The sequence below is a fragment of the Methylobacterium sp. E-012 genome, assembly GCF_057836545.1.
Window position 1 is genome coordinate 4237108 of the sequence record NZ_JBYQEY010000001.1, and the last position, 22965, is coordinate 4260072.

General features: G+C 69.3%; 28 protein-coding genes. 10 read left to right on the forward strand and 18 right to left on the reverse strand.

The genetic code is table 11. The features are described from left to right. The 6 genes from AC3IF1_RS20310 to AC3IF1_RS20335 all read right to left on the reverse strand — a co-directional run bounded on the left by AC3IF1_RS20310 (position 1) and on the right by AC3IF1_RS20335 (position 3076). Complete coding sequence (locus AC3IF1_RS20310; RefSeq protein WP_489219072.1) at positions 1 to 303, reverse strand: hypothetical protein; 303 nt, start codon at positions 301 to 303, stop codon at positions 1 to 3. Further along, the gene (locus tag AC3IF1_RS20315; protein ID WP_243967763.1) at positions 300 to 452 is read right to left on the reverse strand and encodes a hypothetical protein; all 153 of its coding nucleotides are present in this window, start codon (positions 450 to 452) and stop codon (positions 300 to 302) included. Before AC3IF1_RS20315 ends, AC3IF1_RS20310 begins: the two co-directional genes overlap by 4 nt. 78 nt (positions 453 to 530) lie before the next feature. Next, positions 531 to 707: a hypothetical protein gene (locus AC3IF1_RS20320; protein WP_243967761.1), complete on the reverse strand. Its 177-nt coding sequence runs from the start codon at positions 705 to 707 to the stop codon at positions 531 to 533. Positions 708 to 793: 86 nt separating this feature from the next. Then, positions 794 to 1420 (reverse strand): helix-turn-helix domain-containing protein, encoded by a 627-nt coding sequence (locus tag AC3IF1_RS20325; RefSeq protein ID WP_489219073.1) that lies wholly within the window; start codon positions 1418 to 1420, stop codon positions 794 to 796. A 124-nt stretch (positions 1421 to 1544) separates the two neighbouring features. After that, positions 1545 to 2375 (reverse strand): bifunctional hydroxymethylpyrimidine kinase/phosphomethylpyrimidine kinase, encoded by an 831-nt coding sequence (gene thiD / locus AC3IF1_RS20330; RefSeq protein WP_489219075.1) that lies wholly within the window; start codon positions 2373 to 2375, stop codon positions 1545 to 1547. Beyond that, entirely contained in the window at positions 2372 to 3076 is a 705-nt protein-coding gene (locus AC3IF1_RS20335; RefSeq protein ID WP_489219076.1) for a thiamine phosphate synthase, read from the reverse strand. The genes thiD and AC3IF1_RS20335 overlap by 4 nt, the downstream gene beginning before the upstream one ends. A gap of 251 nt (positions 3077 to 3327) precedes the next feature. Here AC3IF1_RS20335 and AC3IF1_RS20340 point away from each other — a divergent pair, with 251 nt between their 5' ends. Continuing rightward, a complete protein-coding gene (locus AC3IF1_RS20340; RefSeq protein ID WP_243967757.1) occupies positions 3328 to 4323 on the forward strand; it encodes an NUDIX hydrolase in 996 nt (331 codons plus the stop codon). 45 nt (positions 4324 to 4368) lie between these two features. On the opposite strand, the gene AC3IF1_RS20345 is transcribed toward AC3IF1_RS20340, so the two are convergent. Further along, positions 4369 to 4647 carry a helix-turn-helix domain-containing protein gene (locus AC3IF1_RS20345; protein WP_243967756.1) on the reverse strand — a complete coding sequence of 93 codons (279 nt, stop codon included), beginning with the start codon at positions 4645 to 4647 and terminating at the stop codon, positions 4369 to 4371. Then, positions 4616 to 4891 (reverse strand): BrnT family toxin, encoded by a 276-nt coding sequence (locus tag AC3IF1_RS20350; RefSeq protein ID WP_489219077.1) that lies wholly within the window; start codon positions 4889 to 4891, stop codon positions 4616 to 4618. The genes AC3IF1_RS20345 and AC3IF1_RS20350 overlap by 32 nt, the downstream gene beginning before the upstream one ends. Before the next feature lie 143 nt (positions 4892 to 5034). On the opposite strand from AC3IF1_RS20350, the gene AC3IF1_RS20355 reads away from it, so the two are divergent. Beyond that, positions 5035 to 5595 carry a sugar O-acetyltransferase gene (locus AC3IF1_RS20355; RefSeq protein WP_489219078.1) on the forward strand — a complete coding sequence of 187 codons (561 nt, stop codon included), beginning with the start codon at positions 5035 to 5037 and terminating at the stop codon, positions 5593 to 5595. An 8-nt stretch (positions 5596 to 5603) separates the two neighbouring features. Here AC3IF1_RS20355 and panB read toward each other — a convergent pair whose 3' ends face one another. The 4 genes from panB to AC3IF1_RS20375 form a co-directional block, all read right to left on the reverse strand. Beyond that, on the reverse strand, positions 5604 to 6422 hold the full coding sequence (gene panB, locus AC3IF1_RS20360; RefSeq protein ID WP_243967752.1) for a 3-methyl-2-oxobutanoate hydroxymethyltransferase: 819 nt from the start codon (positions 6420 to 6422) through the stop codon (positions 5604 to 5606). Positions 6423 to 6529: 107 nt separating this feature from the next. Beyond that, positions 6530 to 7126 (reverse strand): rhodanese-like domain-containing protein, encoded by a 597-nt coding sequence (locus AC3IF1_RS20365; RefSeq protein ID WP_489219080.1) that lies wholly within the window; start codon positions 7124 to 7126, stop codon positions 6530 to 6532. Between the two features lie 3 nt (positions 7127 to 7129). Continuing rightward, positions 7130 to 7963 carry a quinoprotein dehydrogenase-associated SoxYZ-like carrier gene (locus tag AC3IF1_RS20370; protein ID WP_243967750.1) on the reverse strand — a complete coding sequence of 278 codons (834 nt, stop codon included), beginning with the start codon at positions 7961 to 7963 and terminating at the stop codon, positions 7130 to 7132. Positions 7964 to 8004: 41 nt separating this feature from the next. After that, entirely contained in the window at positions 8005 to 8979 is a 975-nt protein-coding gene (locus AC3IF1_RS20375; protein WP_489219081.1) for a quinoprotein relay system zinc metallohydrolase 2, read from the reverse strand. A 126-nt stretch (positions 8980 to 9105) separates the two neighbouring features. Between AC3IF1_RS20375 and AC3IF1_RS20380 the strand changes: the two genes are divergently transcribed. Next, positions 9106 to 9672 carry a TetR/AcrR family transcriptional regulator gene (locus AC3IF1_RS20380; protein WP_489219082.1) on the forward strand — a complete coding sequence of 189 codons (567 nt, stop codon included), beginning with the start codon at positions 9106 to 9108 and terminating at the stop codon, positions 9670 to 9672. Here AC3IF1_RS20380 and queC read toward each other — a convergent pair. From queC to AC3IF1_RS20400, 4 genes are all read right to left on the reverse strand, one after another. Continuing rightward, a complete protein-coding gene (gene queC / locus AC3IF1_RS20385) occupies positions 9659 to 10378 on the reverse strand; it encodes a 7-cyano-7-deazaguanine synthase QueC (protein ID WP_243967748.1) in 720 nt (239 codons plus the stop codon). The two genes, AC3IF1_RS20380 and queC, sit on opposite strands and share 14 nt — an antisense overlap. Next, the gene (gene queD / locus AC3IF1_RS20390) at positions 10368 to 10724 is read right to left on the reverse strand and encodes a 6-carboxytetrahydropterin synthase QueD (protein ID WP_243967747.1); all 357 of its coding nucleotides are present in this window, start codon (positions 10722 to 10724) and stop codon (positions 10368 to 10370) included. The genes queC and queD overlap by 11 nt, the downstream gene beginning before the upstream one ends. A gap of 133 nt (positions 10725 to 10857) precedes the next feature. Beyond that, complete coding sequence (locus AC3IF1_RS20395; protein ID WP_489219083.1) at positions 10858 to 11811, reverse strand: dihydrodipicolinate synthase family protein; 954 nt, start codon at positions 11809 to 11811, stop codon at positions 10858 to 10860. A 123-nt stretch (positions 11812 to 11934) separates the two neighbouring features. Beyond that, the gene (locus AC3IF1_RS20400) at positions 11935 to 12591 is read right to left on the reverse strand and encodes a GntR family transcriptional regulator (protein WP_489219084.1); all 657 of its coding nucleotides are present in this window, start codon (positions 12589 to 12591) and stop codon (positions 11935 to 11937) included. A gap of 116 nt (positions 12592 to 12707) precedes the next feature. Between AC3IF1_RS20400 and AC3IF1_RS20405 the strand changes: the two genes are divergently transcribed. Then, a complete protein-coding gene (locus AC3IF1_RS20405; RefSeq protein ID WP_489219085.1) occupies positions 12708 to 14300 on the forward strand; it encodes an ABC transporter substrate-binding protein in 1593 nt (530 codons plus the stop codon). 178 nt (positions 14301 to 14478) lie between these two features. Here the strand turns inward: AC3IF1_RS20405 and cobT are convergent, their stop codons facing one another. Further along, a complete protein-coding gene (gene cobT / locus AC3IF1_RS20410) occupies positions 14479 to 15510 on the reverse strand; it encodes a nicotinate-nucleotide--dimethylbenzimidazole phosphoribosyltransferase (protein WP_489219086.1) in 1032 nt (343 codons plus the stop codon). Between the two features lie 99 nt (positions 15511 to 15609). Here cobT and cobS point away from each other — a divergent pair, with 99 nt between their 5' ends. The 3 genes from cobS to AC3IF1_RS20425 all read left to right on the forward strand — a co-directional run bounded on the left by cobS (position 15610) and on the right by AC3IF1_RS20425 (position 17400). After that, a complete protein-coding gene (gene cobS / locus AC3IF1_RS20415) occupies positions 15610 to 16434 on the forward strand; it encodes an adenosylcobinamide-GDP ribazoletransferase (RefSeq protein WP_489219088.1) in 825 nt (274 codons plus the stop codon). A gap of 64 nt (positions 16435 to 16498) precedes the next feature. Beyond that, positions 16499 to 16711, forward strand: coding sequence for a DUF1289 domain-containing protein (locus AC3IF1_RS20420; RefSeq protein WP_489220427.1), 213 nt, complete (start codon positions 16499 to 16501; stop codon positions 16709 to 16711). Further along, positions 16708 to 17400: a retropepsin-like aspartic protease family protein gene (locus AC3IF1_RS20425; protein ID WP_489219089.1), complete on the forward strand. Its 693-nt coding sequence runs from the start codon at positions 16708 to 16710 to the stop codon at positions 17398 to 17400. The genes AC3IF1_RS20420 and AC3IF1_RS20425 overlap by 4 nt, the downstream gene beginning before the upstream one ends. A 12-nt stretch (positions 17401 to 17412) precedes the next feature. Here the strand turns inward: AC3IF1_RS20425 and dusA are convergent, their stop codons facing one another. Further along, the gene (gene dusA / locus AC3IF1_RS20430; RefSeq protein ID WP_489220428.1) at positions 17413 to 18429 is read right to left on the reverse strand and encodes a tRNA dihydrouridine(20/20a) synthase DusA; all 1017 of its coding nucleotides are present in this window, start codon (positions 18427 to 18429) and stop codon (positions 17413 to 17415) included. A 957-nt stretch (positions 18430 to 19386) separates the two neighbouring features. Here dusA and AC3IF1_RS20435 point away from each other — a divergent pair. The 3 genes from AC3IF1_RS20435 to AC3IF1_RS20445 all read left to right on the forward strand — a co-directional run bounded on the left by AC3IF1_RS20435 (position 19387) and on the right by AC3IF1_RS20445 (position 22859). Then, positions 19387 to 20442: a Gfo/Idh/MocA family protein gene (locus AC3IF1_RS20435; protein WP_489219091.1), complete on the forward strand. Its 1056-nt coding sequence runs from the start codon at positions 19387 to 19389 to the stop codon at positions 20440 to 20442. A gap of 68 nt (positions 20443 to 20510) precedes the next feature. Beyond that, positions 20511 to 21674, forward strand: a complete 1164-nt coding sequence (locus AC3IF1_RS20440) for an ATP-grasp domain-containing protein (protein ID WP_489219092.1) — start codon at positions 20511 to 20513, stop codon at positions 21672 to 21674. Positions 21675 to 21734: 60 nt separating this feature from the next. After that, entirely contained in the window at positions 21735 to 22859 is a 1125-nt protein-coding gene (locus AC3IF1_RS20445) for a DegT/DnrJ/EryC1/StrS family aminotransferase (RefSeq protein ID WP_489219094.1), read from the forward strand. The last annotated feature ends 106 nt before the right edge of the window (positions 22860 to 22965 follow it).

Here is a 22965-nt window from a genome sequence, read left to right on the forward strand (position 1 = left end):
CTAATTACGCAGCTCAAGTTCGAACGCGGGCAGAGTCTCGTCGGCTCGATACACACCGACCACGACGACCCGCTCCGGACGGTCGCGGGTGACCGCCAGGACGGCTCTCATGTCACCGGCGCGAACGAGGAAAGCCTCCTCGCCGCTGAGCATCCCCAGGCGAACGACATCGTCCGAATGCGTCAGTGTTTCGCGATCCTGCGCGACACGCTCGACTCGTTGAAGAAGCCGATCCACATCGACGGTTTTGAGGCCCTGCGCGCGCATGTGATCGACGGCGTGCTGGGTGAAGACTGCGTTCATGTCTGGCGATCCCCCGGCTCGGATCCGAACATGCGCTTGATATCGTCGAGCGTGCGCAGCTTCCCGTCTCGGATATCGCGTTTTGCCGCTTCGATCATCGGCCCCACCAGTTCCTGCAACGCAATGCCCAGGACATCTGTCTCGCTCAACGCGCGACGCACCCGATTTTCAGAGCGGGCGGCGCCCCACCCGTATAACCCCATGCCCAGGAGGACGATCAGGAGCAGCTAGAACGAGCGGCTGTGTGGCGTTGCACTCCAGTCGAGAGTCTGTACTCCGTCGCGTGTCGTCGTGATCTCAAAGATGTAGGCGCCCGACAGCACGGTGCCAACCAGACCAAGCAGGCCGAGGCCGAGTGCTTTCATGAGCGGATGGTCGAAGAGCAACCGCCTGATGCGCTCCACCGAGCCGCCTCTGATTCTGATAGATCCCGTTCGGCGTTAGAGATTGTTTCAGGCAGCGCGTCCGCGCAAGACGACCGCTTGGTTCCTCACTCCATCACGGCGGCCTTCAGGATCACCACCATGGTGGCCCGGGCCGGTCCGTCGGTGCAGCGCACGAGGTGGGGCCGGTCGCAGCGGTAGCGCAGGGTCTCGCCGGCCCGGGCCCGCTGCACGACCCCGCCGATCTCCACCTCGAACGCCCCCTCGGCGACCGACAGCGATTCCACCGAGCCGCGCTGGTGCGGGTCCGAATCGAGGACCCCGCCGGGATCGGCCGTGACCTCGTACCATTGCAGCCACTCGATCGTCTTCAGCCAGCCGATGATCGCGAGCCGTACCTTCCCGTCCTCGGAAACCAGGATCGGCGTGTCCGCCCGGGAGGTCTTCTCGATGAACGGCTCCTCGTCGCCCGCCGCCAGGACCCGCTCGATCGAGACGTCGAGGGCCTGGGAGAGCCGCCAGATCGTCGCCAGAGTCGGGTTGGTCTCGTTGCGCTCGATCTGGCTGATGATCGACTTGGCCACGCCCGATTGCTCGGCGAGTTCCGAGAGCGACAGGTTGTAGGCCTTGCGCAGGCGCTGGATCGTCTTGCCGAGCTGGCCGGAGAGCACCTGCGCCCCGGTCAGCAGGTCGCGCCCGCGTCCCCGGTCGGGCCGTTCCGCCTGATCCTGCATGATCTCCGGTCCGCCTGCGCCGTTCCGTTATCCGAACGATCGTGCGCTTCTTCAAACGCAATCGCCGCCCGGGCGCAAGGCGGAGGGGGCTCGGCGCACTGGAAAGCGCCGCTGCCCGCCCGGTCTACGGCCAGAGGGCGTGGAAGTGGTGGACCGGCCCGTGGCCCGCCCCGACGCCCAGGCGGTCCGCGGCGGCGAGCGCGGCCGTGAGGTAATCCTTGGCGCCGGCCACCGCCTCCGGCAGGGTCAGCCCCCGGGCGAGGCCCGCCGCCACCGCGGCCGAGAGGGTGCAGCCGGTGCCGTGGGTGTTGGCGGTGGCGATCCGCGGCGCCGCCAGGGTCCGCAGGGTCCCGTCCGCCGTCACGAGGTGGTCGATACTCTCCCGCCCCGTCCCGTGGCCGCCCTTGATCAGCACCGCCCGGGCGCCGAGCGCCACGAGCCGCCGGGCCTGCGCCACCGCCGCGGCGTCATCCTCGGCGACCGACTCGCCGAGCAGCACCGCGGCCTCCGGCAGGTTGGGGGTGATCAGGTCGGCCCGTGCCATCAGCCGGTCCCGGAGCGCCGCCACGGCGTCGTCGGCGATCAGCCGGTCGCCGCTGGTGGCGACCATCACGGGGTCGAGGACGACGGGAATCGCCCCGGCGTGGCGCGCGAGACCCTCGGCCACCGCTTCGATCACCGCGGGCCGGGACAGCATGCCGATCTTCACGGCGCGCACCGCGAGGTCGGAGAACACGCTGTCGATCTGCCGGGCCACGAACGCCGCCGGCACGTCGTGGATGCCCTGGACGCCGAGGGTGTTCTGCGCGGTCAGCGCCGTGATCACGCTGGCGCCGTAGACGCCGAGCGCCGAGAAGGTCTTGAGGTCGGCCTGGATGCCGGCGCCGCCGCCGGAATCCGAGCCCGCGATGGTCACGGCGATCGGCACCGGGCCGCGGCTCATCGGGCCGCTCATCGCGTCCGCTCCGCCAGGGCGGCGTCGATCCGGGCGCGCAGGTCCCGGGCGCGCGGGCGCACCGGCTCCGCCCCGAACAGGGCGGTGATCACCGCGACGCCGTCCGCCCCGGCGGCGATCACGGCGGCGGCGTTCTCCAGGCCGATCCCCGCGATGGCGCCGAGGGGCAGGCCCGCGCCCCGGGCGAGGCGCGCCCGGAAGGCGATGCTGGAAAAGCCGTCGAGGCCCACTGGCGGGTCGGGATTGTCCTTGCTCGTGGTGGCGAACACGCCGCCGATGCAGGCGTAATCCACGGGCAGCCGGTACAGCTCGTCGGCCTGGGCCGCCGTCTTCACGGTGAGGCCGATGATCGCGTCCGGCCCCAGGAGACGGCGGGCCTCGGCCGGATGGAGGTCGCCCTGGCCGAGATGCACGCCCTCCGCCCCCGCGGCGAGGGCGAAGTCGACCCGGTCGTTGACCAGCACCGGCACCCGTCCGCCCACCGCCTCCCGAATCGCCCGGATCCGCGCCAGGGCGGCGCGGGCGTCCGGGATGTCCTTCTCGCGGTACTGGAGCAGGGTGCAGCCCCCCGCCACCGCCTCGGCCCCGAGCCGCCCCAGCCTGTCGCCGTCGCCGCCGCAGATTCCGACATCGAGGAGACCGTAGAGCCGCAGGTCGACCGCGCGGCCCCCGGTCGGTGCGGCGTTCGCGCTCTCTGGCATCGCTGTCGCTCGGCCCCCGCCCCGGCCGGCCCCGCGCCGGCCCGTCCCGGGCGGCCCTGTTTGGGCAGCCCCCGCCGGCTTGGCAAGCGTGTCCCGTGCGCCGGTGCCGCGCGGTCAACGGCGGCGTTGACGCGCGGCGATCCTGCCCCCCTATAGAGCGCGCGCCGCCGGAGCGGATGCCGGTCGGCGGACGCGCGCGCGGTGGATCAAGATCTTAGGGCGGATCGGCGGGGAGAGGCGGTCGAGGGACGATGAAGGGTGCCGCGGCGCAGACGGGTGCGCGCGGGGCGCAGGCCCCGCCGGAGCGCTCCTCCGTAGGCCTCGTCGCGGTGATCGTCGCCGCGACCGGGGGGGAGCCGCGCGCCCTCACGATCCGGGTGCCCGACCAGGCGCCCGGCCGCGGCGACGGCCTGCCGGCCGGTCCGCTGGTTCCCGAGCACGCCACCCTGGAGCGGGGCCTGCGCGCCTGGGTGGAGCGGCAGACGCACCAGCGCCTCGGCTACGTGGAGCAGCTCTACACCTTCGGCGACCGCGACCGTTCCGGGGCCTCGGACATGGCGGAGGTGCACTCCCTCTCGGTGGCCTACCTCGCCCTGGTCCGCGAGGAGCGCCCGGCCGGCCTCGCCGAGGCGGCCTGGCAGAACTGGTACCGCTACCTGCCCTACGAGGATTTCCGCAACGGTCGTCCGCCCCAGCTCGACGCCATCGCGGAACGGCTCTCCGCCTGGGCGGGGGAGCCCGAGGACCGCGCCACCCGGACCCGCCGCCTCGACCGCCTGGGCCTGACCTTCGGCATGAACGGCGGCACCTGGAACGAGGAGCGCGTGCTGGAGCGCTACGAATTGCTGTTCGAGGCCGGGCTGATCCCGGAGGCCGGCGGCAATGCCGGCCCGGCGCTCCCGAACGACCCGGCCGGCGTGCCCATGGCCTTCGACCACCGCCGGGTGCTCGCCACGGCGATCGGCCGGCTGCGGGGCAAGATCAAGTACCGCCCGGTGGTGTTCGAGCTGATGCCGCCGGAATTCACCCTGCTCCAGCTCCAGAAGACCGTCGAGGCCCTGTCGGGGACGCAGCTGCACAAGCAGAATTTTCGCCGGCTCGTGGCGCAGCAGGGGCTGGTGGAGGAGACCGAGAGCGTCACCAGCGGCGCCGCCGGCCGACCGGCGCGGCTGGTGCGGTTCCGCCGGGAGGTGCTTCTGGAGCGGCCCGCGCCGGGGCTGCGGCTGCCGTTGCGGCGGGTGGGGTAATGGGGCTCGGCTGCTGCGGGCTGAGAGCACCCGGTCGATGATCGCCTAGGCGACGGCTTTCGCCACCATCTCCGGATGCTGCCCGATCACCCGCACGTAGGCGATGGCGAAATCCGGGGCGGCGGTCCGCGCCTGCTCCCAATCGCGCAGTGTGCCGATCGGAACCCGGAAGCGGCTGGCGAACTCGGATTGCGACAGGCCGAGCCCGGTGCGCGTCCTGCGGATCAGGCGGGCACGCTGACCGCGGTCCAGCGCCTCGGCCGTCGTATCGAAATCCTCGGCGTCCGCCGGATCAGCCGGCAGCGCGATAGGCTCGCTCTTCACCCGTGTTGCTCCTTCTCACCGAGATGAAACGGGCCCGGTCCGCCCGCCAGACGAAAACGCCGGTGAACAGCGTCCCCTCCACCAGCCCGACCACCTTGAACCGTCCCTCTCCGTCGATCTCCCGAATGGAGGGGATGAGCAGATGATCACCGTCCTCGAAGATCCGGTCGCCAAACGCCAGGGACAGCTTGTGCTTCCTGCGATTGCTCGCATCCTTAATGGGAGCGAACCGGTCGGCCGTCATCGAGCGAGACGATACGGAAATTCCGTATGGTCATCAACGGTCGCTCTCAACGCCCCTGCAATGTGTCGCCGTGGCCTTCGGCAGGCCGAGGCCATCAAGCAGGCACAGGATTGGCCCCCGCCCGGCACCGCAGGAGAAACCGCATGACGACCAAAACCGAAAAGCAAAAAATGCTGTCCGGCGAGCCCTACCGGCCCGGCGACCCGGAGCTCGCCGCCGACGCGCGGCGCGCCCGCGCCTGGATGGTCCGCTACAACGCCACCCTGGACGCCTCCCCCGACGAGCGGCGCGTCCTCCTGCGCGAACTCCTCGCCCATGTCGGCGCGGACGCGGTAATCCGGCCGCCGTTCTTCTGCGATTACGGCCAGCACATCGCGATCGGCGACGGGGTGTTCCTCAACTTCAACTGCGTGATCCTCGACGTTGCCCCCGTGTCGATCGGCGACCTCACCCAGGTCGGCCCCGGGGTGCAGTTCCTGACCGCCGACCATCCGCGCGATCCGGCGCTGCGCCGGGCGGGTGTCGAATCCGGTCGGCCCATCGTGGTCGGGGCGAATGTCTGGATCGGCGGCGGCGCGCTGATCCTGCCCGGCGTCACGGTGGGCGACGACGCCATCATCGGCGCGGGCGCCGTCGTCACCCGCGACGTGCCAGCGGGCGCGACCGTCGTCGGCAACCCGGCCCGGCCGCTGCCGCGGGGTTGACGGCGCTCCTACCCGTAGGTGTGGTCCTCGGCCGGGAAGCGCCCGGCCCGGACCTCCTCGGCATAGGCCTTCACGGCCTCCTCGATATGGCCGCGCAGGCTGCCGAACTGGCGCACGAATTTCGGCGTGCGCTCGGACAGGCCGAGCATGTCCTCCAGCACCAGGATCTGCCCGTCGCAGACCGCCGAGGCGCCGATGCCGATCGTGGCCGCCGTGACGCGGGGCGATGTCGCGATGGCGCGCGCCACCGGCTCGACGATGCCCTCCAGCACGATCGCGAAGGCCCCGGCTTCGGAGATCGCCCTTGCGTCCTCCAGGAGGCGACGCTCGTCGTCGGGGGCGCGGCCCTGGACCTTGAAGCCGCCCATCGTGTTCACCGCCTGGGGGGTGAGCCCGATATGGCCCATCACCGGCACGCCGCGCTGGACTAGGAACGCCACGGTCTCGGCGAAATGGGCGCCGCCCTCCATCTTGATCGCCCCGGCGCCGGTCTCCTTCAGCACCCGGGCGGCGTTGAGGAAGGCCTGCTCCCGGCTCGCCTCGTAGGAGCCGAACGGCATGTCGACCACGACGAGCGCCTTCTCGGTGCCGCGGATCACCGCCTGGGCCTGGAGGATCATCATCTCCAGGGTCACGGGAATGGTCGATTCCATCCCGTGCATGACCATGCCGAGGGAATCGCCCACCAGGATGAAATCGCAATAGGGGTCGACGATGCCGGCCGTGTGGGCGTGATAGGCGGTGAGCGCGATGATCTTGCGCCCCTCGGCCTTGCGCTTGCCGATATCGATCGCCCGGAGCCGGCGGGACTGCACGACCTGCGACATGGTTCAGATCCCTTTCGGTATCCGCGCGTCTCCCTCCCCCGCAGAGGGGGGAAGGAGACGCGCGTGTCAGGCCTCGTCGCGCTTCTTACACCGCCCTGCCCCCCGGGTCAGCGCCCCGCCTGCGGCTCGGTCCCCGCCTGCCAGGCCGGATCGACGCGCAAGGCCGCGGTCTCATGCTTGTCCTGCCAGCCCTCGACGCCTTCGGGGAACCAGCGGATGCCGGTATAGCCCTTGCGCACCAGCCGCTTGGCGGCGTTCCAGCTGCCCCAGCACTCCACATGGCAGAAGACCACGACGGGCTTGGCCCTGTCGTTGCCGGTCAGCGCGGCGACGCGCGCGTAGAACAGCGCCTCGCGCTCGGGCGCCAGGGGTTCGGCCCCGGCCTCGGGCAGCCAGACCGCGCCCGGGATCGAGGGGTGCACCGGCAGCCAGAGGCGGCCGGCGGGGAAGTTCGACGGCTTGCGGTCCGGCGCCGCCACGTCGATCAGCACCGGCTTGTCCGGCCCCGCCAGCAGGGCGGCGACGGCGCCGGCGTCGACCACCGCCGCGCCCGTCAGGGTCGGCGGCGTATAGCCCTTCGGTGGACCGGCATAGAGCCCCTCCGGCTCCGGGACGTTGACGGGGGAATCGGCCGGCGCGGCGGCGAGGCCGCCGAGCGCCGCCAGGGCCGCTGCGATCCGGACGATCGGGCCTGCGGTCCGCATCGCTCAGTTCGTCGGGCTCGGCGGGGTGAAGCTGTGCTGCCAGTGCCCGCCCTGGTTGTCGGAGGCCGCCACCTGGATCGGCTTGCCGTCCGGCTTGAACGCGAAGTTGATCACCGGGTTCGAGGAGATCGAGATGTCGCCCGTCAGGGTGAAGACCGTCTGGTCGCCGGCCGAGACGACGATCTTGTCGATGTAGCGGGCCGGCGTGAAGTCCCGGGTGACCTGGTTCATCTGCATGCCGGAGAAGTTCGGGTGGCGGACCATCAGCGTCGCCTCCACGGGCTGGCCGGGCTGGGCGTCGGCGAACTTCATGCGCATGTCGCCCATACCCTTCATGGCCTCCTCGTCGCTCATGCCCATCGGGGCCGAGCAGCCGCCGGACGCCTTCACGAACTGCTTGGCCTCGTAGAGCTTGCCGTCCTGCGTCTCCACCACGGCGTGCATGTCGGTGTAGTTGTTGACCCGCACGCGCAGCTTCAGCTCCGCCGGGTCGGCGGCCGGGCCGAACGCGAACCGGGCCGCGTAGGGCGCCGGGTTGTCGTCGATGATCAGCGACACCGCCTTGATCTGCCCGTCCTTGGGCATGGTCAGGGTGATCGGCACCAGGGCGGCGTCGAGGGCGCGCACGGGTGCATCGATCTTCACAAGGCTGTCGGTCGGCGTGATCGCGCGGTCGCCGAAGATCGACGTGGCGATCTCGTGCCAGCGGGCGGCCCGCTCCTGATCCGTGTCGGAGGCGCCCGCGGCCCGCGCGGCGCCGGCGAGCGGCCCGGTCACGGCGGTCGCCGCGAGGGCGAGCCCGAGGGCGAGAACGGTCCTGTTGATCCTGGAGGTCATGGCGTGTCTCCCGTCTGGTTACGATAGGGCGGTCCGGAAACTTAGTCCCACTCGAGTTCTTGGTAGGCTACGGTGACGTTGCGGCCGTTGTAGGTGTCGAACAGCGCCCACTTGTCCCGCTGACCCTTCGCGACGCTGTCGACCGCCTTCTCGATCGACACGTCCTTGGCGATCGCCGCGCGGGTGCCGTCGCGCAGCGCCGTCAGGTAGCCGGTGAGGTCGGCGAGCGCCGGGGCGAGATCCACCGTCACCGGCCCGTGGCCCGGCACCGCCCGGGCGGGACCCATGGCCTTTAGGCGCTCGGCCTCCTTCAGCCAGCCCTTCAGGCTGCCGTCGAGGGAGGGGATGCGGTTCACGAACAGCAGGTCGGCGGGAAACAGCAGGCCGCTGCCCGAGTCGATCATCGACAGGTCCGAGGTGGTGTGGGCCGGGCCGTGCGCCGTGAAGGTCAGACGGCGGTCGCCGAGGTCGATCTCGGCCGTGTCGGCCACGGTCATCGTCGGGTAGACCACCGGCCCGGTCCGGTCTTCGCCGAGGAGATCGCTCAGGCGCTTGCGGTAGAATTCCCCCCGGGCCGAGAGCGCCTCGGTGAGCTTGGCGTGGCCGATGAAGACCGGCTTGTCCTGCACGAACGCCCCCGCCCCGAAGACATGGTCCGGGTGGACATGGGTCAGCACCACGTGGGTGATCGGCTTGGGGGTGCGTTTGGCGATCTCGGCGCGCAACCATTGGCCGTCGGCGAGGCTGCCGCCGGATTCGGTGACCAGCACGCCGTCCCGGCCGATGACGAAGCCGATATTGGCGATGGCGTCGGCATTCTCGGCGGTGGCGTCGGCGATCAGGCCCTTGCGCATGAAGATGCCCGGCCCGACCTCCGCCATCGTGACGGATTCGGCGGCGCGACCGAGGGTCGGCAGGCAGCAGAGGCACAAGCCGCCGAACAGCGCGCCGCGCCGCGACACGGTGCGACGGCCGGCGACGACGGATTCCCACGGTTGGACGGCGGACGCCGTCATGCCGAATCCTCCCGATCTTGTTGTCTACCATTAAGTAGGTAGATCTTTGGGCGGTCAAGTGGCAGACAGGGGAACGGACGCCGGACGGTGACACGTTCGCGCGAGCCGGACGAGACGGTTTAGGCGATGCGAGACACCCGCGCCGAGCTGCTGATGCAGGCCGAGACCCTGGTCCGGGGGCGCGGCTATGCCGGGTTCAGCTATGCCGACCTCGCGGAGGCGGTGGGCATCCGCAAGGCGAGCATCCACCACCACTTCCCCACCAAGGTCGATCTCGGGGCCGCCCTGGTGGCGGCCTACGCGGCCCGCTACGCCGCCGCCCTGGCGGTGATCCGCGCCGACGGTCCGGACGGGCCGGGCCGGGTGGAGGCCTACGGCAAACTCTATCTCGGCGGGGTCGAGCAGGGGCTCGGCTGCCTGTGCGCGGCGCTCGCCATCGAGGGCGAGGCCCTGCCCGAGCGCCTCCGCCGGGACATCGCGGCCTTCTTCGCGGATCACCTCGCCTGGCTGGAGGCGGTCCTGCGGGAGGGCCAGGCGGCGGGAAGCGTGCGCGCGGGCGCGGATCCGGCGGCGCTCGCCCGCTACGTCATCGCCACCCTGGAGGGGGCGCTGCTGATGGAGCGCCTGTTCGCGAGTCCCGACGCCTTCCGGGGGACGCTGGCGGTGCTGGTCGATGGGCTCAGGACGCCATGAAGCGCGCGTAGCCCGCCGCCCGCAGCTGGCAGGCCGGGCAGGTGCCGCAGCCGTAGCCCCAGGGATGCCGCTGTCCGCGCGCGCCGAGATAGCAGGTGTGGCTCTCCTCGACGATCAGGTCGACCAGCGCCGCCCCCCCCAGGGTCTCGGCAAGGCTCCAGGTCTGCGCCTTGTCGAGCCACATCAGCGGTGTGTGCAGCACGAAGCGGCGGTCCATGCCGAGGTTCAGCGCCACCTGCAGCGCCTTGATCGTGTCGTCGCGACAATCGGGATAGCCGGAATAGTCGGTCTCGCACATGCCGCCGACCACGTGGCGCAGGCCCCGCCGGTAGGCGAGCGCCGCCGCGAAGGTCAGGAACACGATGTTGCGCCCGGGCACGAAGGTGTTGGGCAGGCCCGACGCTTCGTAACCGATCGCCGCATCCCGGGTCAGCGCCGTCTCGGAGATTTTGCCCAGGGCGTCGAGGGCGATCGTGTGGTCGTCGCCGAGGCGTGAGGCCCAGGCCGTATCGATGCGACCCATCCCGTCCCGGAGCGTGGCCCGGCGGTCGAGCTCGACCCGGTGGCGCTGGCCGTAGTCGAAGCCCAGCGTCTCGACGTGGTCGAACCGGTCCAGCGCCCAGGCGAGGCAGGTCGCCGAATCCTGGCCGCCGGAGAACAGCACAAGCGCTGAGTGGTCACCCGGTCTCACGGTCTCAGTCGCCATCGTATTCCGCCCAGGACATCGGGGTCTCCGCGACCCGCACCCGGGCGAGGCCCGGCAGGTCCGGTCGCAGGCGATGCCAGATCCAGGCCGCGATGATCTCGGCGGTGGGATTCTCCAGGCCCTCGATCTCGTTGAGGCAATGGTGGTCGAGCCGGGCGAGCAGCGGGCCGAAGATCGACTCGATCTCGTAGAAGTCGATCACCCAGCCCGTGTGGGGATCGACCGGCCCGGCCACGGTCAGCTCGACCCGGTAGGAATGCCCGTGCATCCGGTGGCAGCGATGGGTCTCGGGCACGTTCGGCAGGCGGTGGGCCGCCTCGAAGGTGAAGGCTTGGGTGATCTTCATGGGCGGGGTTCGCGGGCTGGGACCGATCTCGCACTCGCAATAGCGCCGACCGGCCGTCCCGCGCAAAGGCGCTGTGTCCCGGGGCGTGCCCCGCCCCGCCCCCCACGGCCGAGGAGGGCCGCTGCGGCGAAGGTCAGTCCTGGCCGCTCTCCTCCGACCACCGCGCGTACCACGCCTTTAAGATCCGCAACTGATTCTCCGCGTAGTAGCGCTGCCCGGCGCTCAACGCGTCGGAGGCGTTGAAGTGGAGCGCGTATTCCGCGTTCCCCTCCAGCACCATCAGGTGCTTGTAGTACAGGACGAGGTCGGTCCCCTCGTCGAAGCTCGACAGGATCGCGAGGGCGGCGTCGAGCTCCTCCGCCCGCCGCCGGGCCAGGACGTCGCCGGCGGCCGCCTTCTCGCACAGGGCGACGAGGTGCAGCACCTCCCGCGGCAGGACGTTGCCGATGCCCGTGATGGCGCCCCGGGCGCCGCAATTGACGTAGCCGTGCACCACCTGCGTATCCACCCCGACCATCAGGGTGATGTCGGGCGCCTGGCCGGTGATGTGCTCGGCCGCGTAGGTGAGCGCCTGGGCGCCGCCGAACTCCTTGAACCCGACGAGGTGCGGGTACCGGTCGCGCAGGCGGAAGAACAGTTCCGCCCGGGTCTCAAAGCCGTAATAGGGGCTGTTGTAGATCACCGACGGCAGGTCGACGGCCGCCTCCAGGATGCCGGCGAAATGGGCCTCCTGCGCCGCCGCCGAGCTGCCGCGCGACAGGACCCGCGGGATGATCATCAGGCCCTGCGCCCCGGCCGCCTTGGCGTGGGCCGCGAGCGCCGCTGCCCGCTTCGGGTTCTGCGCGCCGGTCCCGACGATCACCGGGACGCCGGCCGCCAGCAGCCGCTCGACGCCCGCCATCCGCTCCGCGTCGGTCAGCAGCGGCCAATCGCCCATCGAGCCGCAATAGACCACCGCCGACATCCCGGCATCGACGAGGTCCCGCCCCTTCCGGGCGAGGGCGTCGAGATCGGGCGTGCGGTCCGGCCGGCAGGGCGTCATCAGGGCCGGGATCGTGCCGGAGAAGATCTGTCGGTCGGAGGCCATCGCCGGCTCGTCTGCTGGGAGGGGGATCGTCCCCGCCGGCCTGGCGGCCTCGCGGGACGGCGCGTCTCCCCATGGCAGCAGCGGGCGATTCGGGCAAGGATTTTATACAATCAACCGCGGGATCTATGGCTTTGGCGCCGTGCCCAGAAAGGCCATCAGCGAGGCGGCGACGTGGTCGATATGGTCGGCCAGGAGGGCACAGGCGGCCGAGGCGTGACCGTTCCGGCACAGCCGGACGATCTCCCGATGCTCGCGGTCCGCTCGCTCCAGCTCCGCCGCATCGGTGGAGAGCTGCAGGCGGGTGTAGCGGTCGTACTCCGCCAGCAGCGCGCCGACGATCCCGAGGGTGCGGGGGCGGTCGGCCCGGCTGTACAGGAGCAGGTGCAACTCCGTGTTGAGGGTGCCCCAGCGCGCAGTCGCCCCGTCGCGCAGCGCCGCCGCGAAGTCCTCCAGCAGGGCGTCCGCCCGATCGAAGTCGCCCCCGGTCAGCCGGGGCGTCGACAGGGCGAGGAGGCGTGGTTCGAGAACGCCCCGGAGTTCGAGGGCTTCGGCCGCGTCGGCCGGCGAGAGCGGGGCCACCGTCGCACCCCGGTGCGGGTGGATCCGCACGAGGCCCTCAGCCTCGAGCTGGAACAGGGCTTCCCGGACCGGGATCCGGCTGGCGCCGAACTCCGACGCGAGGCCGTCCTGGCGGAGCTGCGACCCGGCCGGATAGCGCCCATCGAGGATGCGCCGCCGGATCTCGAACCCGATCGAACTTGCGATGGTCCGGTTCTTCATGGTTCGCTCCCCATCCGTCCCGGAAGCGCCGCGGGACCCTTGACGGCAGCAGTCGGGTGTTGAAATTGTATAAAATCGATCGGGCGTCGGGGCTCGATCCGGAAAGGGTGCCCGCGATGACGCTCGACCGCCGCCAGCTTCTGGCCGGGACCGCCTGCGCGGCCGCCGCCGGCCTCGGCCGCCCGTACGTCGCCCGGGCCCAGCCCGGCGGCAGCGTGCTGCGCTTCATCCCGTCGACGCCCCTGCCGTCCCTCGATCCGATCGTCGCCACGAGCTACGTCATCCGCAACCACGGCTACCTCGTCTACGACACGTTATTCGCCACGGACGAGAACTTCCGGATCCAGCCGCAGATGGTGAGCGACTGGCAGACCGCGCCCGACGGCCTGCGCTGGACGTTCCATCTCCGGGACGGCCTCAGCTTCCACGACGGCACCCCCGTCGAGGCCAAGGACTGCATCGCGTCCATAGCGCGCTGGTCCAAGCGGGACGCGTTCGGGCAGACGCTCGCGGGCTTCGTGGCGGAATACGGCCAGGCGGACGCGCGGACCTTCACCATCAGTCTGAAGCGGCCGTTCCCCCTGCTCCCGGCGGCTTTGGGCAAGCTGTCGTCCAACGTGCCCTTCATCATGCCGGAGCGCATCGCCCTGCAGGACGCGTCCAAGCCGATCGCCGACGCCATGGGCTCCGGGCCCTGGCGCTTCGAGGCGCGGGAATGGATCCCGGGCCAGAACGCGATCTACATCCGCCATGCCGGCTACCGGCCCCGGGAGGAGGCGCCGTCCTGGGCGGCCGGCGGCAAGGTCGCCAAGGTCGACCGGATCGAGTGGCTCGCCATCACCGAGGCCTCAGCGGCGGTCGGCGCGATGATCCAGGGGGCGGTCGACTGGTACGAGCAGCCGGCGATCGACCTGATCCCCGTGCTCAAGGGCAAGCCGGGGATCGAGATCCGCAACGTGCCGCTCGGGCTGATCCTGCTGATGCGGTTCAACCACACGCAGCCGCCGTTCAACAATCCCGAGATCCGCCGGGCCGTGATGATGGCCATGAAGCAGGACGACTACATGCAGGCGGTGGTGGGCGACCCGGACTACTACCGGGAGGCCAAGACCTTCTTCACGCCAGGCTCGCCGATGTCGACCGGCGCCGGCGGGGGCGCCGCCATGCAGGAGGACCTCGCCAAGGCCAAGGCGATGCTGGCCAAGGCCGGCTACAAGGGCGAGACGATCGTGCTGCTCGCCCCGGCCGACCAGCCGATCGCCTACAACCAGTCGCTGGTGACCCAGGACCTGCTCAAGCAGCTCGGGATGAACGTCGACCTGGTCTCGACCGACTGGGGCAGCTTCATCGCCCGCCGCGGCAACCGCGGGCCCGTCGATGCCGGCGGCTGGTCGGTCTTCCACACCCTGTGGTCGGGGGCGGACGTGCTGAACCCGGCCCTGCACCCGCTGATCCGGGCCAACGGTCCGGCCGCCTGGTTCGGCTGGCCGGACGACCCGACGCTGGAATCGCTGCGGAGCGAATGGATCGCCACGGGGGACGAGGCGCAGCAGAAGGCGCTGGCCGCGCGCATCGAGGCGCGCGCCTTCGAGGTCGTCCCCTACGCCCCGGCGGGCCTCGTGCAGCAGCCGATGGCCGTCAGCACCAAGCTCAAGGGCATGGTCATGGCCCCCGTCCAGTTCTTCTGGAACATCGAGAAGACCGGCTGATAACAGTGGCCCATGAGGCTGACGCCTCGTGGGCGAACCGCCGCATGGGCGGCGACGCGCGTTCGCGCTTGCCGACGGCCGAACGCTGGAAGAGTCCGTGTCTACGGCCGCCGGTATGATCGGGGATTCCAAAGGGACGTGTCCCTTTGGTGGGGTGTCGGGGTGAAACCCCGACGGGTCAGCCCGTGGGAGCCGCCCCCTTCCCGGACACCCCCGCTTGCGCGAAGGTCGCCATGCCGGTGTGGCAGGCCAGCGCCCCCTTGAGCATGCCCATCGCCATGGCGGCACCGGAGGCCTCGCCGAGCCGCATGCCGAGCGCCAGCAGCGGCACGAGGCTGAGCCGCTCCAGAACCTCCGCATGGACGCCCTCCGCCGAGACGTGGCCGGCGAGGCAATGGTCGAGGGCGGACGGGTCGGCGGCGTGCAGCACGGCCGCCGCTGCGGTCGCCACGTAGCCGTCGATCACCACCGGGATCCGCTGCAGCCGGGCCGCCAGGATCGCCCCCACCATGGCGGCGATCTCCCGGCCGCCGAGGCGGGCGAGCACCTGGAGCGGATCGCCGAGATGGCCGGCATGGTGGGCGAGCGCCGCCTCCACGGCCGCGACCTTCCGGCTTAAGCCCTCCCGGTCCACGCCCGTGCCGTGCCCGACCCAGTGGGCGGGATCGCCGCCGAACAGGGCGGCATAGAGGGCGGCGGCCACCGTGGTGTTGCCGATGCCCATCTCGCCGATGCCGAGGCAGTCGGTGCCCGCGGCCACCGCCTCCATGCCGAACGCCATGGTGGCGACGGTGGCGCGCTCGTCGAGGGCCGGCCCTTCGGTAATGTCGCCGGTCGGCAGGTCGAGGGCGAGGTCGAACACCTTGAAGCCGAGCCCGTAGGCCGCGCAGATCTGGTTGATCGCGGCTCCGCCCGCCGCGAAATTGTCGAGCATCTGCCGGTTGACCGCGTCCGGGAAAGCCGAGACGCCCCGCCGCGTCACCCCGTGGCTGCCGGCGAAGACGCAGACCAGGGGGCGGTCGAGGCTCGGCGGCGCCTTGCCCTGCCAGGCTGCCAGCCAGGACACGAGGCTCTCCAGCCGCCCGAGGGAGCCCGCGGGTTTGGTCAGGGTGGCGTCCCTTGCGGCGACGGCGTCCTGCGCCTCCTGATCGGGTCCGGGCATCGCCCGCAGCAGGTTGCGAATATCGTCGAACGGGTTGGCCTCGGTCATGGCGGCGATGATTTCCTGTGGGCGCGGGCAGACGGAGCCGGATCGGGGCGGGTATACCGGGCCGGCCCGCGCCACCGGCGGGCGGTGCGGGAGACCGCGATGGACAGGCAGACCGGCGGCGAGGCCGACTGGCCCGGGCGCGGCGCCCTGTACGACCTCGCCGGGTGCGTGCGGTTCTACTCCCGCCTGCCCGTGCCGCAACTGCCCGGGGAGCCGGATCCGCATCGCAGTCCGGATTTCACCCGCCTGCCGCGGATGCTGCCCCTGGCCGGCGTGATCGTCGCCCTGCCGGCCGCCCTGGTGCTGGCGGCGGGTTGGTGGATCGGGCTCGGGCCGTTCCTGGCGGCGACGCTTGCCGTCGCGGTCCTGGTGGTGGCCACGGGGGCCCTCCACGAGGACGGCCTCGCCGACGTGGCGGACGGTTTCGGCGGCGGCACGACCCGGGAGCGCCGCCTGGAGATCATGCGCGACAGCCGCATCGGCGCCTATGGCGGCGCGGCGCTGGTGCTGGCGTTGGCCCTGCGCATCGGCGCCCTGGCGACGCTCCTCGACCGCACCGGCTACGCGGCCGCCACCGCGCTCGGGCTCGCCGCCGCTGTGTCGCGGGTCGCCGCCCTGGCCCCGATGGTGCTGCTGGAGCCCGCACGCCCGGGGGGGCTCTCCGCCTCGGTCGGACGCCCGGATCGGGCGAGCCTCGCCACCGCCCTCGGCCTTGGCGCGGGTCTGGCGCTCGCCGCCGTTCCCCTCGGCCTGCCCTTCGGCGGCATCGCGCTGATGATCCCGTGCGCGGGCCTCGCGGCCCTGGGCCTGACGCGGCTGGCGCGGAAAAAGATCGGCGGCCAGACGGGGGACGTGATCGGGGCCTGCCAGCAGGTCTCCGAGATCGCCGCCCTGCTGGCCCTGGTCGCGGCGGCGGCGGGGTGACGCCCCGGCCGCGGCGCCCTGATCGGTCATGACCTGGCCACGATCCGCCGGCCAGGGTTTTCGGATGCCGCCCGCGCAAAAACTCTCCTCCCCCTGCACCGGGGTCTGCGTGCTCGAACCCGTCACCGGGCTGTGTCGCGGCTGCGGCCGGACCCGCGACGAGATCGCCGCCTGGGGCAGAATGTCGGAGCCGCAGCGCCGCACCGTCATGGCCGGGCTCGGCGCCCGGATGCGCGCGGCCCACCTGACGCCGCCGGAGGTGGCGCTGCCGTCATGATCCTTATCGGGCTCGCCGCCCTCGCGCTGGTCCTCGCCGCCCTCGTGCTCAGCGACGGCAGCGACAGCGTCGGCGGCCTGATCGGGCAGGACCAGCTCGCGAGCCTCGCCTGGACCGGGATGATCCTCATCCTGGTGGTGGCCGGGTTCTGGCGGACGTTCACCGCCTCGCTCGGCGCGAACCTGCGCGCGCTCCTCGCCTGGGCGCTGATCGGCCTCGCCCTGGTCATCGGCTACGGCGAGCGGGATCGGATCCGGGGCCTCGGCGCCCGGGTGGTCGGTGCGGTGCGGCCCGGAACCGCGATCCCGGGCCCTGACGGTGCCGTCACGATCGTCCGGCGGGCGGATGGCGAATTCCGGGTCGAGGCCGAGGTGAACGGCCGACCGCAAGCGTTCCTGTTCGATACGGGTGCGAGCAGCGTCGTCCTGACCGCCGAGAACGCCGCCGCCCTCGGCCTCGCACCCGCCGCCGCGGCGTTCACGGCGCGCGTGTCCACGGCCAACGGCATCGCCTACGCGGCGCCGGTCCAGCTCGACTCGCTCAGCATCGGTCCGATCATGGAGCGGCGGCTGAACGCCATGGTGGTCAAGCCCGGCGCGCTGTCGGCCAATCTACTCGGACAGAGCTTCCTGCAACGCCTGTCGGGCTATGCGGTCCGTGGCGACCGCCTGATCCTGAGCCCGCCCTGACGGGCCTTCGGCTCAGGCCGCCCGCGCCGCGGGCACCTCCCGGGAGACCAGCGCCACGGCCTCGCGCAGGGTCGAAAGCCCGGCCTCGGGCCGCAGCCCGTGGGTCGAGAGGTGGCGCCTGTAGGCCCGGGCGCCGGGCTGGCCGTTGAATAGCCCGAGCATGTGCCGGGTCACCGCGTGGAGGCGCTCCCCGCCGGCCAGGATCGCGGCGACATACGGCTCGAACGCCTCGACCGCCGCGAAGGCGTCGGGGGCCGGTGCGGGGGTTCCGAACAGCGCGGGATCCACGCCCAGAAGCAGGGCCGGCTCGGCATAGGCGGCGCGGCCGACCATGACGCCGTCGACCTCGGCGAGGCGGGCTTGGGCGGCGTCGAGATCGCGCAGGCCGCCATTCACCGCGAGCGGCAGGCCCGGCAGCCGCTGCTTTAGCCGTGCCGCCCGGCCGTAATCGAGCGGCGGCACGTCCCGGTTCTCCTTGGGTGAGAGGCCCTGGAGCCAGGCCTTGCGGGCATGGACGATCACCCCGTCGACGCCCGCGGCCACCACCGCGTCGGCCAGGGCGTCGAGGGCCGCCTCGGGATCCTGATCGTCGACCCCGATGCGGCACTTGACCGTCACCGGCACGGCGACCGCCGCCTTCATGGCGGCCACGCAATCGGCGACCAGGGCCGGCTCGCGCATGAGGCAGGCGCCGAAGCGGCCGTCCTGCACCCGGTCCGAGGGGCAGCCGACATTGAGGTTGACCTCGTCGTAGCCGAATTCCGCAGCGATCCGCGCGGCCCGCGCCAGCTCTGCCGGGTCCGAGCCGCCGAGCTGGACGGCGACCGGGTGCTCGACCTCCGAGAAGCCGAGCAGGCGCTCGCGCGGACCGTGCAGCACCGCCCCCGTTGTCACCATCTCAGTGTAGAGCCGCGCCCGCGTCGAGAGTGTCCTGTGGAACGCCCGACAGTGGCGATCCGTCCAGTGCATCATCGGGGCGACGGAGAAGCGCCGGCCGGCGAGAGGGTCAGGGTCTTTTGGGGCGGCAATCACGTGCTGTCGCTTTCGTCATGTCCCGCGCCTCACCGTGCGCCATCGGGCCTCGGATGGATCGCCATCCACCCGTGTTGTGCGTGCCGCGCCGCGATGGGACGCGCGCGCGTGAGATCCGGGCGTTGGGTTATCATGCCCGGATAGTCCTCAAAAGAGCGGGGGGCGGCTCGTCGCGGAAGCGGGCCTGCGGCCGGCGCGTCGAGGAGACACTCTGTATCTTCTCCCGGGCCCCTGCGGCCGGCCCTGCGCGCCAGCGTCTTGACCGGCCCGCAATCACCGCCCGCCGGATGAAAGCCTGCCTCCGTGACGGCGGCGCGCGTCGAACCGGCCGGGATCCATCAGAACGCGCGCCCCCGAAGCGACAGCCGGTTCAGCCCCGGAGCCCGTCACCCCCCTCCCCCGGGCGGGCCGGTCGGTCAGGGCAAAGCCCCGACGCCGAGCCCGCCATCCAAGCCGCCGATCGCGGCGGTGTCGACACGGCCACCGCCGCGATCGGGGCATTCGCATCGGCGTGATCGACGCGCAGACGGGCCGTCGCCCGTCGAGGGCACCGATCAACCTGCACATTCCCTCACGCTCGATGGCTGGTGATATAATTCGATCCCTCAACAAAACATAGGATACTTTTTCAGCGAAGGCGAAATCCAAATAACTGAACGCCAAAGACATGTTTTACAAATTAAAAAAAGCAAATTGAAAATCAAAATATCTCTAATGTGAAACAGATATTGTCTGAAATATTTAAGATATGGAAAAATAAGATGCAAAATTGCCTATCATAAAAATTTATTTGTATAATGAAATAATACAAATGGAATATTTGCTTCAAAAAAAATCAAACTTTACTTGATTGTTCGTTATAACAACCCATGGTTTTCTCGGCTTAACTTGACAGAGCGACGATTTTTGAAGCTAAGCACACCCCTTCAGCGTAACGGCGGCGGGGTCGATCGCATGCATCAACCGCTCAGATTGCTCCTATCCGGCCCTGGCTTGATCGGCCTCGTCCATGCGGCGCGAATCCGCGAGCGGGACGATTGCGTCCTGGCCGCGATCGTCGCTCCGGACAGGAACGGCCACCGCGACGCCGCCGAGGGCATCAGGGCCAGTTTCCACACCACCATCGAAGACGCGCTGGCGGGCTCCCGCTTCGATGGTGCGATCATCAGTTCACCCAACGGGAACCACGGCCCGCAGGCGCTTGCCTGCATCGCAGCCGGTCTGCCGACGCTGGTGGAGAAGCCGCTATCCGATGACCTCGGCACCGCACAGGCGATCGTGGAGGCGTCCGAGAAAAGCGGCGTCCCGGTGATGACCGGACATCACCGGGCGCACAGCCCGTTGCTGCAGCGGGCCCGCGCGTTCGTCCAGGCGCCGGAATTCGGCCGGCTGGTGACCGTCCAGGGCTCGGCCCAGTTCTACAAGCCCACCGAATATTTCGCGGACGGACCTTGGCGAAGCAGGCCGGGCGGGGGGCCGGCCCTCATCAACCTGATCCACGAGATCGGCATCATGCGGTCGCTATGCGGCGAGGTGGAGCGTGTTGTCGCGCTCGCAAGCAATGCCGTGCGGGGGTTCCCCGTTGAGGACACCCTCGCGGTGGGGCTCCGCTTCCACAACGGATGCCTCGGCACTTTCATCCTCTCGGATGTCGCAGCCAGCAGCAAGAGTTGGGAGATGACCAGCGGCGAGAATGCAGCATATCCATACTATGGGGATGAATACGCCTACCATCTGGCCGGTACAAATGGATCGCTCGATTTCCCAAGTATGAAGGCAAGACTTTATTCGGGTGCCGAAGCGCCATCCTGGTGGCGACCCTTCGAGAGCCGCGAACTCGAGACCGACCGGGCCGACCCGCTGGAGCGCCAGATCGCCCGTTTCATCGACGTGATCCGCGGTCGGGCCACGCCGCTCGTGTCTGCACGGGATGGCTACAACAACATGGTGGTACTGGACGCGATCCTACGGGCCGCGAAGGACGGCCGGACCGTCGTTGTGCCGCACTAAATGTACCCAGATCTATCAGTGCTCCCGAGCGCTGCAGAACGGAAACTTGGATTATGAGACCGGTACTCTTGCTGGATCCGGCGTTCTCCGCGCTGCCCATATACGATTACCTTGCTCAAAGGGGCATGGACCTCTGGGTCATGGGCTCGCGCGCAGATGACATCCTGGCGAGGAAGGCCGGGGCCCGTTGGGTGCAGCAGGACTATAGCCAACTGGAGGCCGTGAAGATCTGGCTCCGCGAGCACGATTGCGGACTCGTCGTTCCGGGATGTACGGATGTCTCGCTCGCGGCCGCGGCCGCCGCCGCTGTCTCCCCCCATATCGATCCGCCGTCCGTGATCGACGTCCTGAGCGACAAGAGGAAGTTTCGCGAGCTCTGCCGCGGACTTGGCCTACCAGCGCCCCCCGTGGTGCCTGAGACCGCATTTCCCCGCGGCGGTCTTTTCATCTGCAAGCCGGCCGATTCTTTCAGCGGGCGCGGTATCACGATCTTCGACGGCAACAATCTTGGAGATTTCGCCGCCGCCCGTCGTGCGGCGACCGGGACGAGCCCGACCGCCTCGATCCTCGTCGAGGAGTTTATCGCCGGTCCGCTCTACAGCTACACAGTTTTCGTGGAGCAGTTTGAGGCCACGCAGGCTTTTTTCGTCCAGGAAGGTTCCTCCGCCAACCGTTTTGCCGTCGACACGAGCTTCGTCGTCCGGGACATGCCCGCGGCGCTGGCATCGGCTTTCGCCGCCTATGTCCACCGGATCAGCGAGTACCTCGACCTGAAGGACGGGCTTCTCCACATCCAGTTCGTCCTGCGGGACGGGCAGCCGTACCTCATCGAGGCGACCCGCCGCTGCCCCGGCGATCTCTACGCGCTCCTGATCGAATACGCGACAGGTTTCCCCTACGCAGCCCGCTATGCGTCCTACTTCATCGGCGAGACAGTGACGGGCCCCTCGGATCTCGACCGTTTCGTCGTCCGGCATACGGTCACGTCGACTCGAAGCGGCATCAATTCCGGCTTGGAATTGAAGCATCCGCTGCCGCTCCGCGCCTTTTATCCGATCCAGCGAATGGGCGAGACCCTTCTTCCCGATCAGAAGGCCAGATCCGGCGTCCTCTTCCTCGAAACGACTTCTGCCGAGGCCGCAAACGATCTCTACGAGTCCTTTTTGAGCCGCGAGATCTACGAATATTGTCCGACGACGGAGTATCTACTTCCGAAGGAGGGGTATGATTAGGGATATGCTTGCGTATAATTAAGTATTCGGTTTGCTCACGATTTCGACGGTCAATTTCAAATGATGCCGGCATTCTCGCATCCCATCTTCATAACCAAGCCGATGTTGCCGCCTCTGTCGCAATTGTCCTCGGGGATGGAGCGCGTCTACCAGAGCGGCAACGTTACGAATATGGGCCCCATGCATCAGGAATTGGAACTCGAACTGCGCGCCGTGCTGGGCGGCCATAATTTAGTCTTGTACAATAACGGCACGATCGCGCTGATGGCTGCGTTGCAGGCGCTTGACCTGCCGCCCGGCTCTGAAGTCATTACGACTCCGTTCTCGTTTGCAGCCACCACCCATTCCATCAAGGCCGTCGGGTTGCAGCCGGTCTTCGCCGATATCGAACCGGAACACCTGACCCTCGATCCTATCGAAGTCCGCAAGAAGATCACGGATCGCACCCGCTGCATCCTAGCCGTGCACGTTTACGGATTCCCGTGCCGGCTCGATGAACTTGCCGCCATCGCCGCGGAGCATGACCTTCGGCTCGTCTACGACGCGGCGCATGCCTTCGCCGCGACAGTCGGCGGTCGATCCATCGCCGATTTCGGTGACGCGAGCGTGTTTTCTTTCCACGCCACAAAACTCTTCAACACGATCGAGGGTGGAGCGGTGAGCACCCGTTCGCTGGAGCGCTACGACCGTCTTAAAAACTACCGGAATTTCGGCATCATAGACGAAGATACCGTGGATAGCGTCGGCTTGAACGGCAAAATGAGCGAAGTCCATGCTCTCTTCGGGCTGTTGAATCTCCGAACCTACCAGCAGGAATTGTCCCGGCGCCGGGATGTCAGGGCGATTTACACCGAAGAGCTATCGCCCGTGCGGCAGGTCCACATCCCGGATTATCCCGCCTGCGTCGGCGGATCTTATCAGTATTTTCCGATCAGGATAGAGCAATTCAGAGACGTAATATATCACGAACTTAAAAGATTTAATGTCTTCAGTCGCAGGTATTTCTACCCTCTCATCGCCGATTTCAAACCCTATCGCCACCTCGCTCCCCTCGACAGTCTACCGGAGGCCAGGAAGGCAGCCCAGGACGTTCTCTGCTTGCCTTTCTACGGTGATCTGGCAGATGGAACGGCGCGCAGTATCGCTCACTTGGTGCGATCCATCATCGACAGGCATGCCCGATAGGCCGACACGGCGGCCATTGGGGAGGCCGCAGGGTGTAAAGGCGCAGGTTCCACGGAGCGCCTGTCGTACATCATCGTTCATGCGAGGTGATTTATGCGCGGTTCAG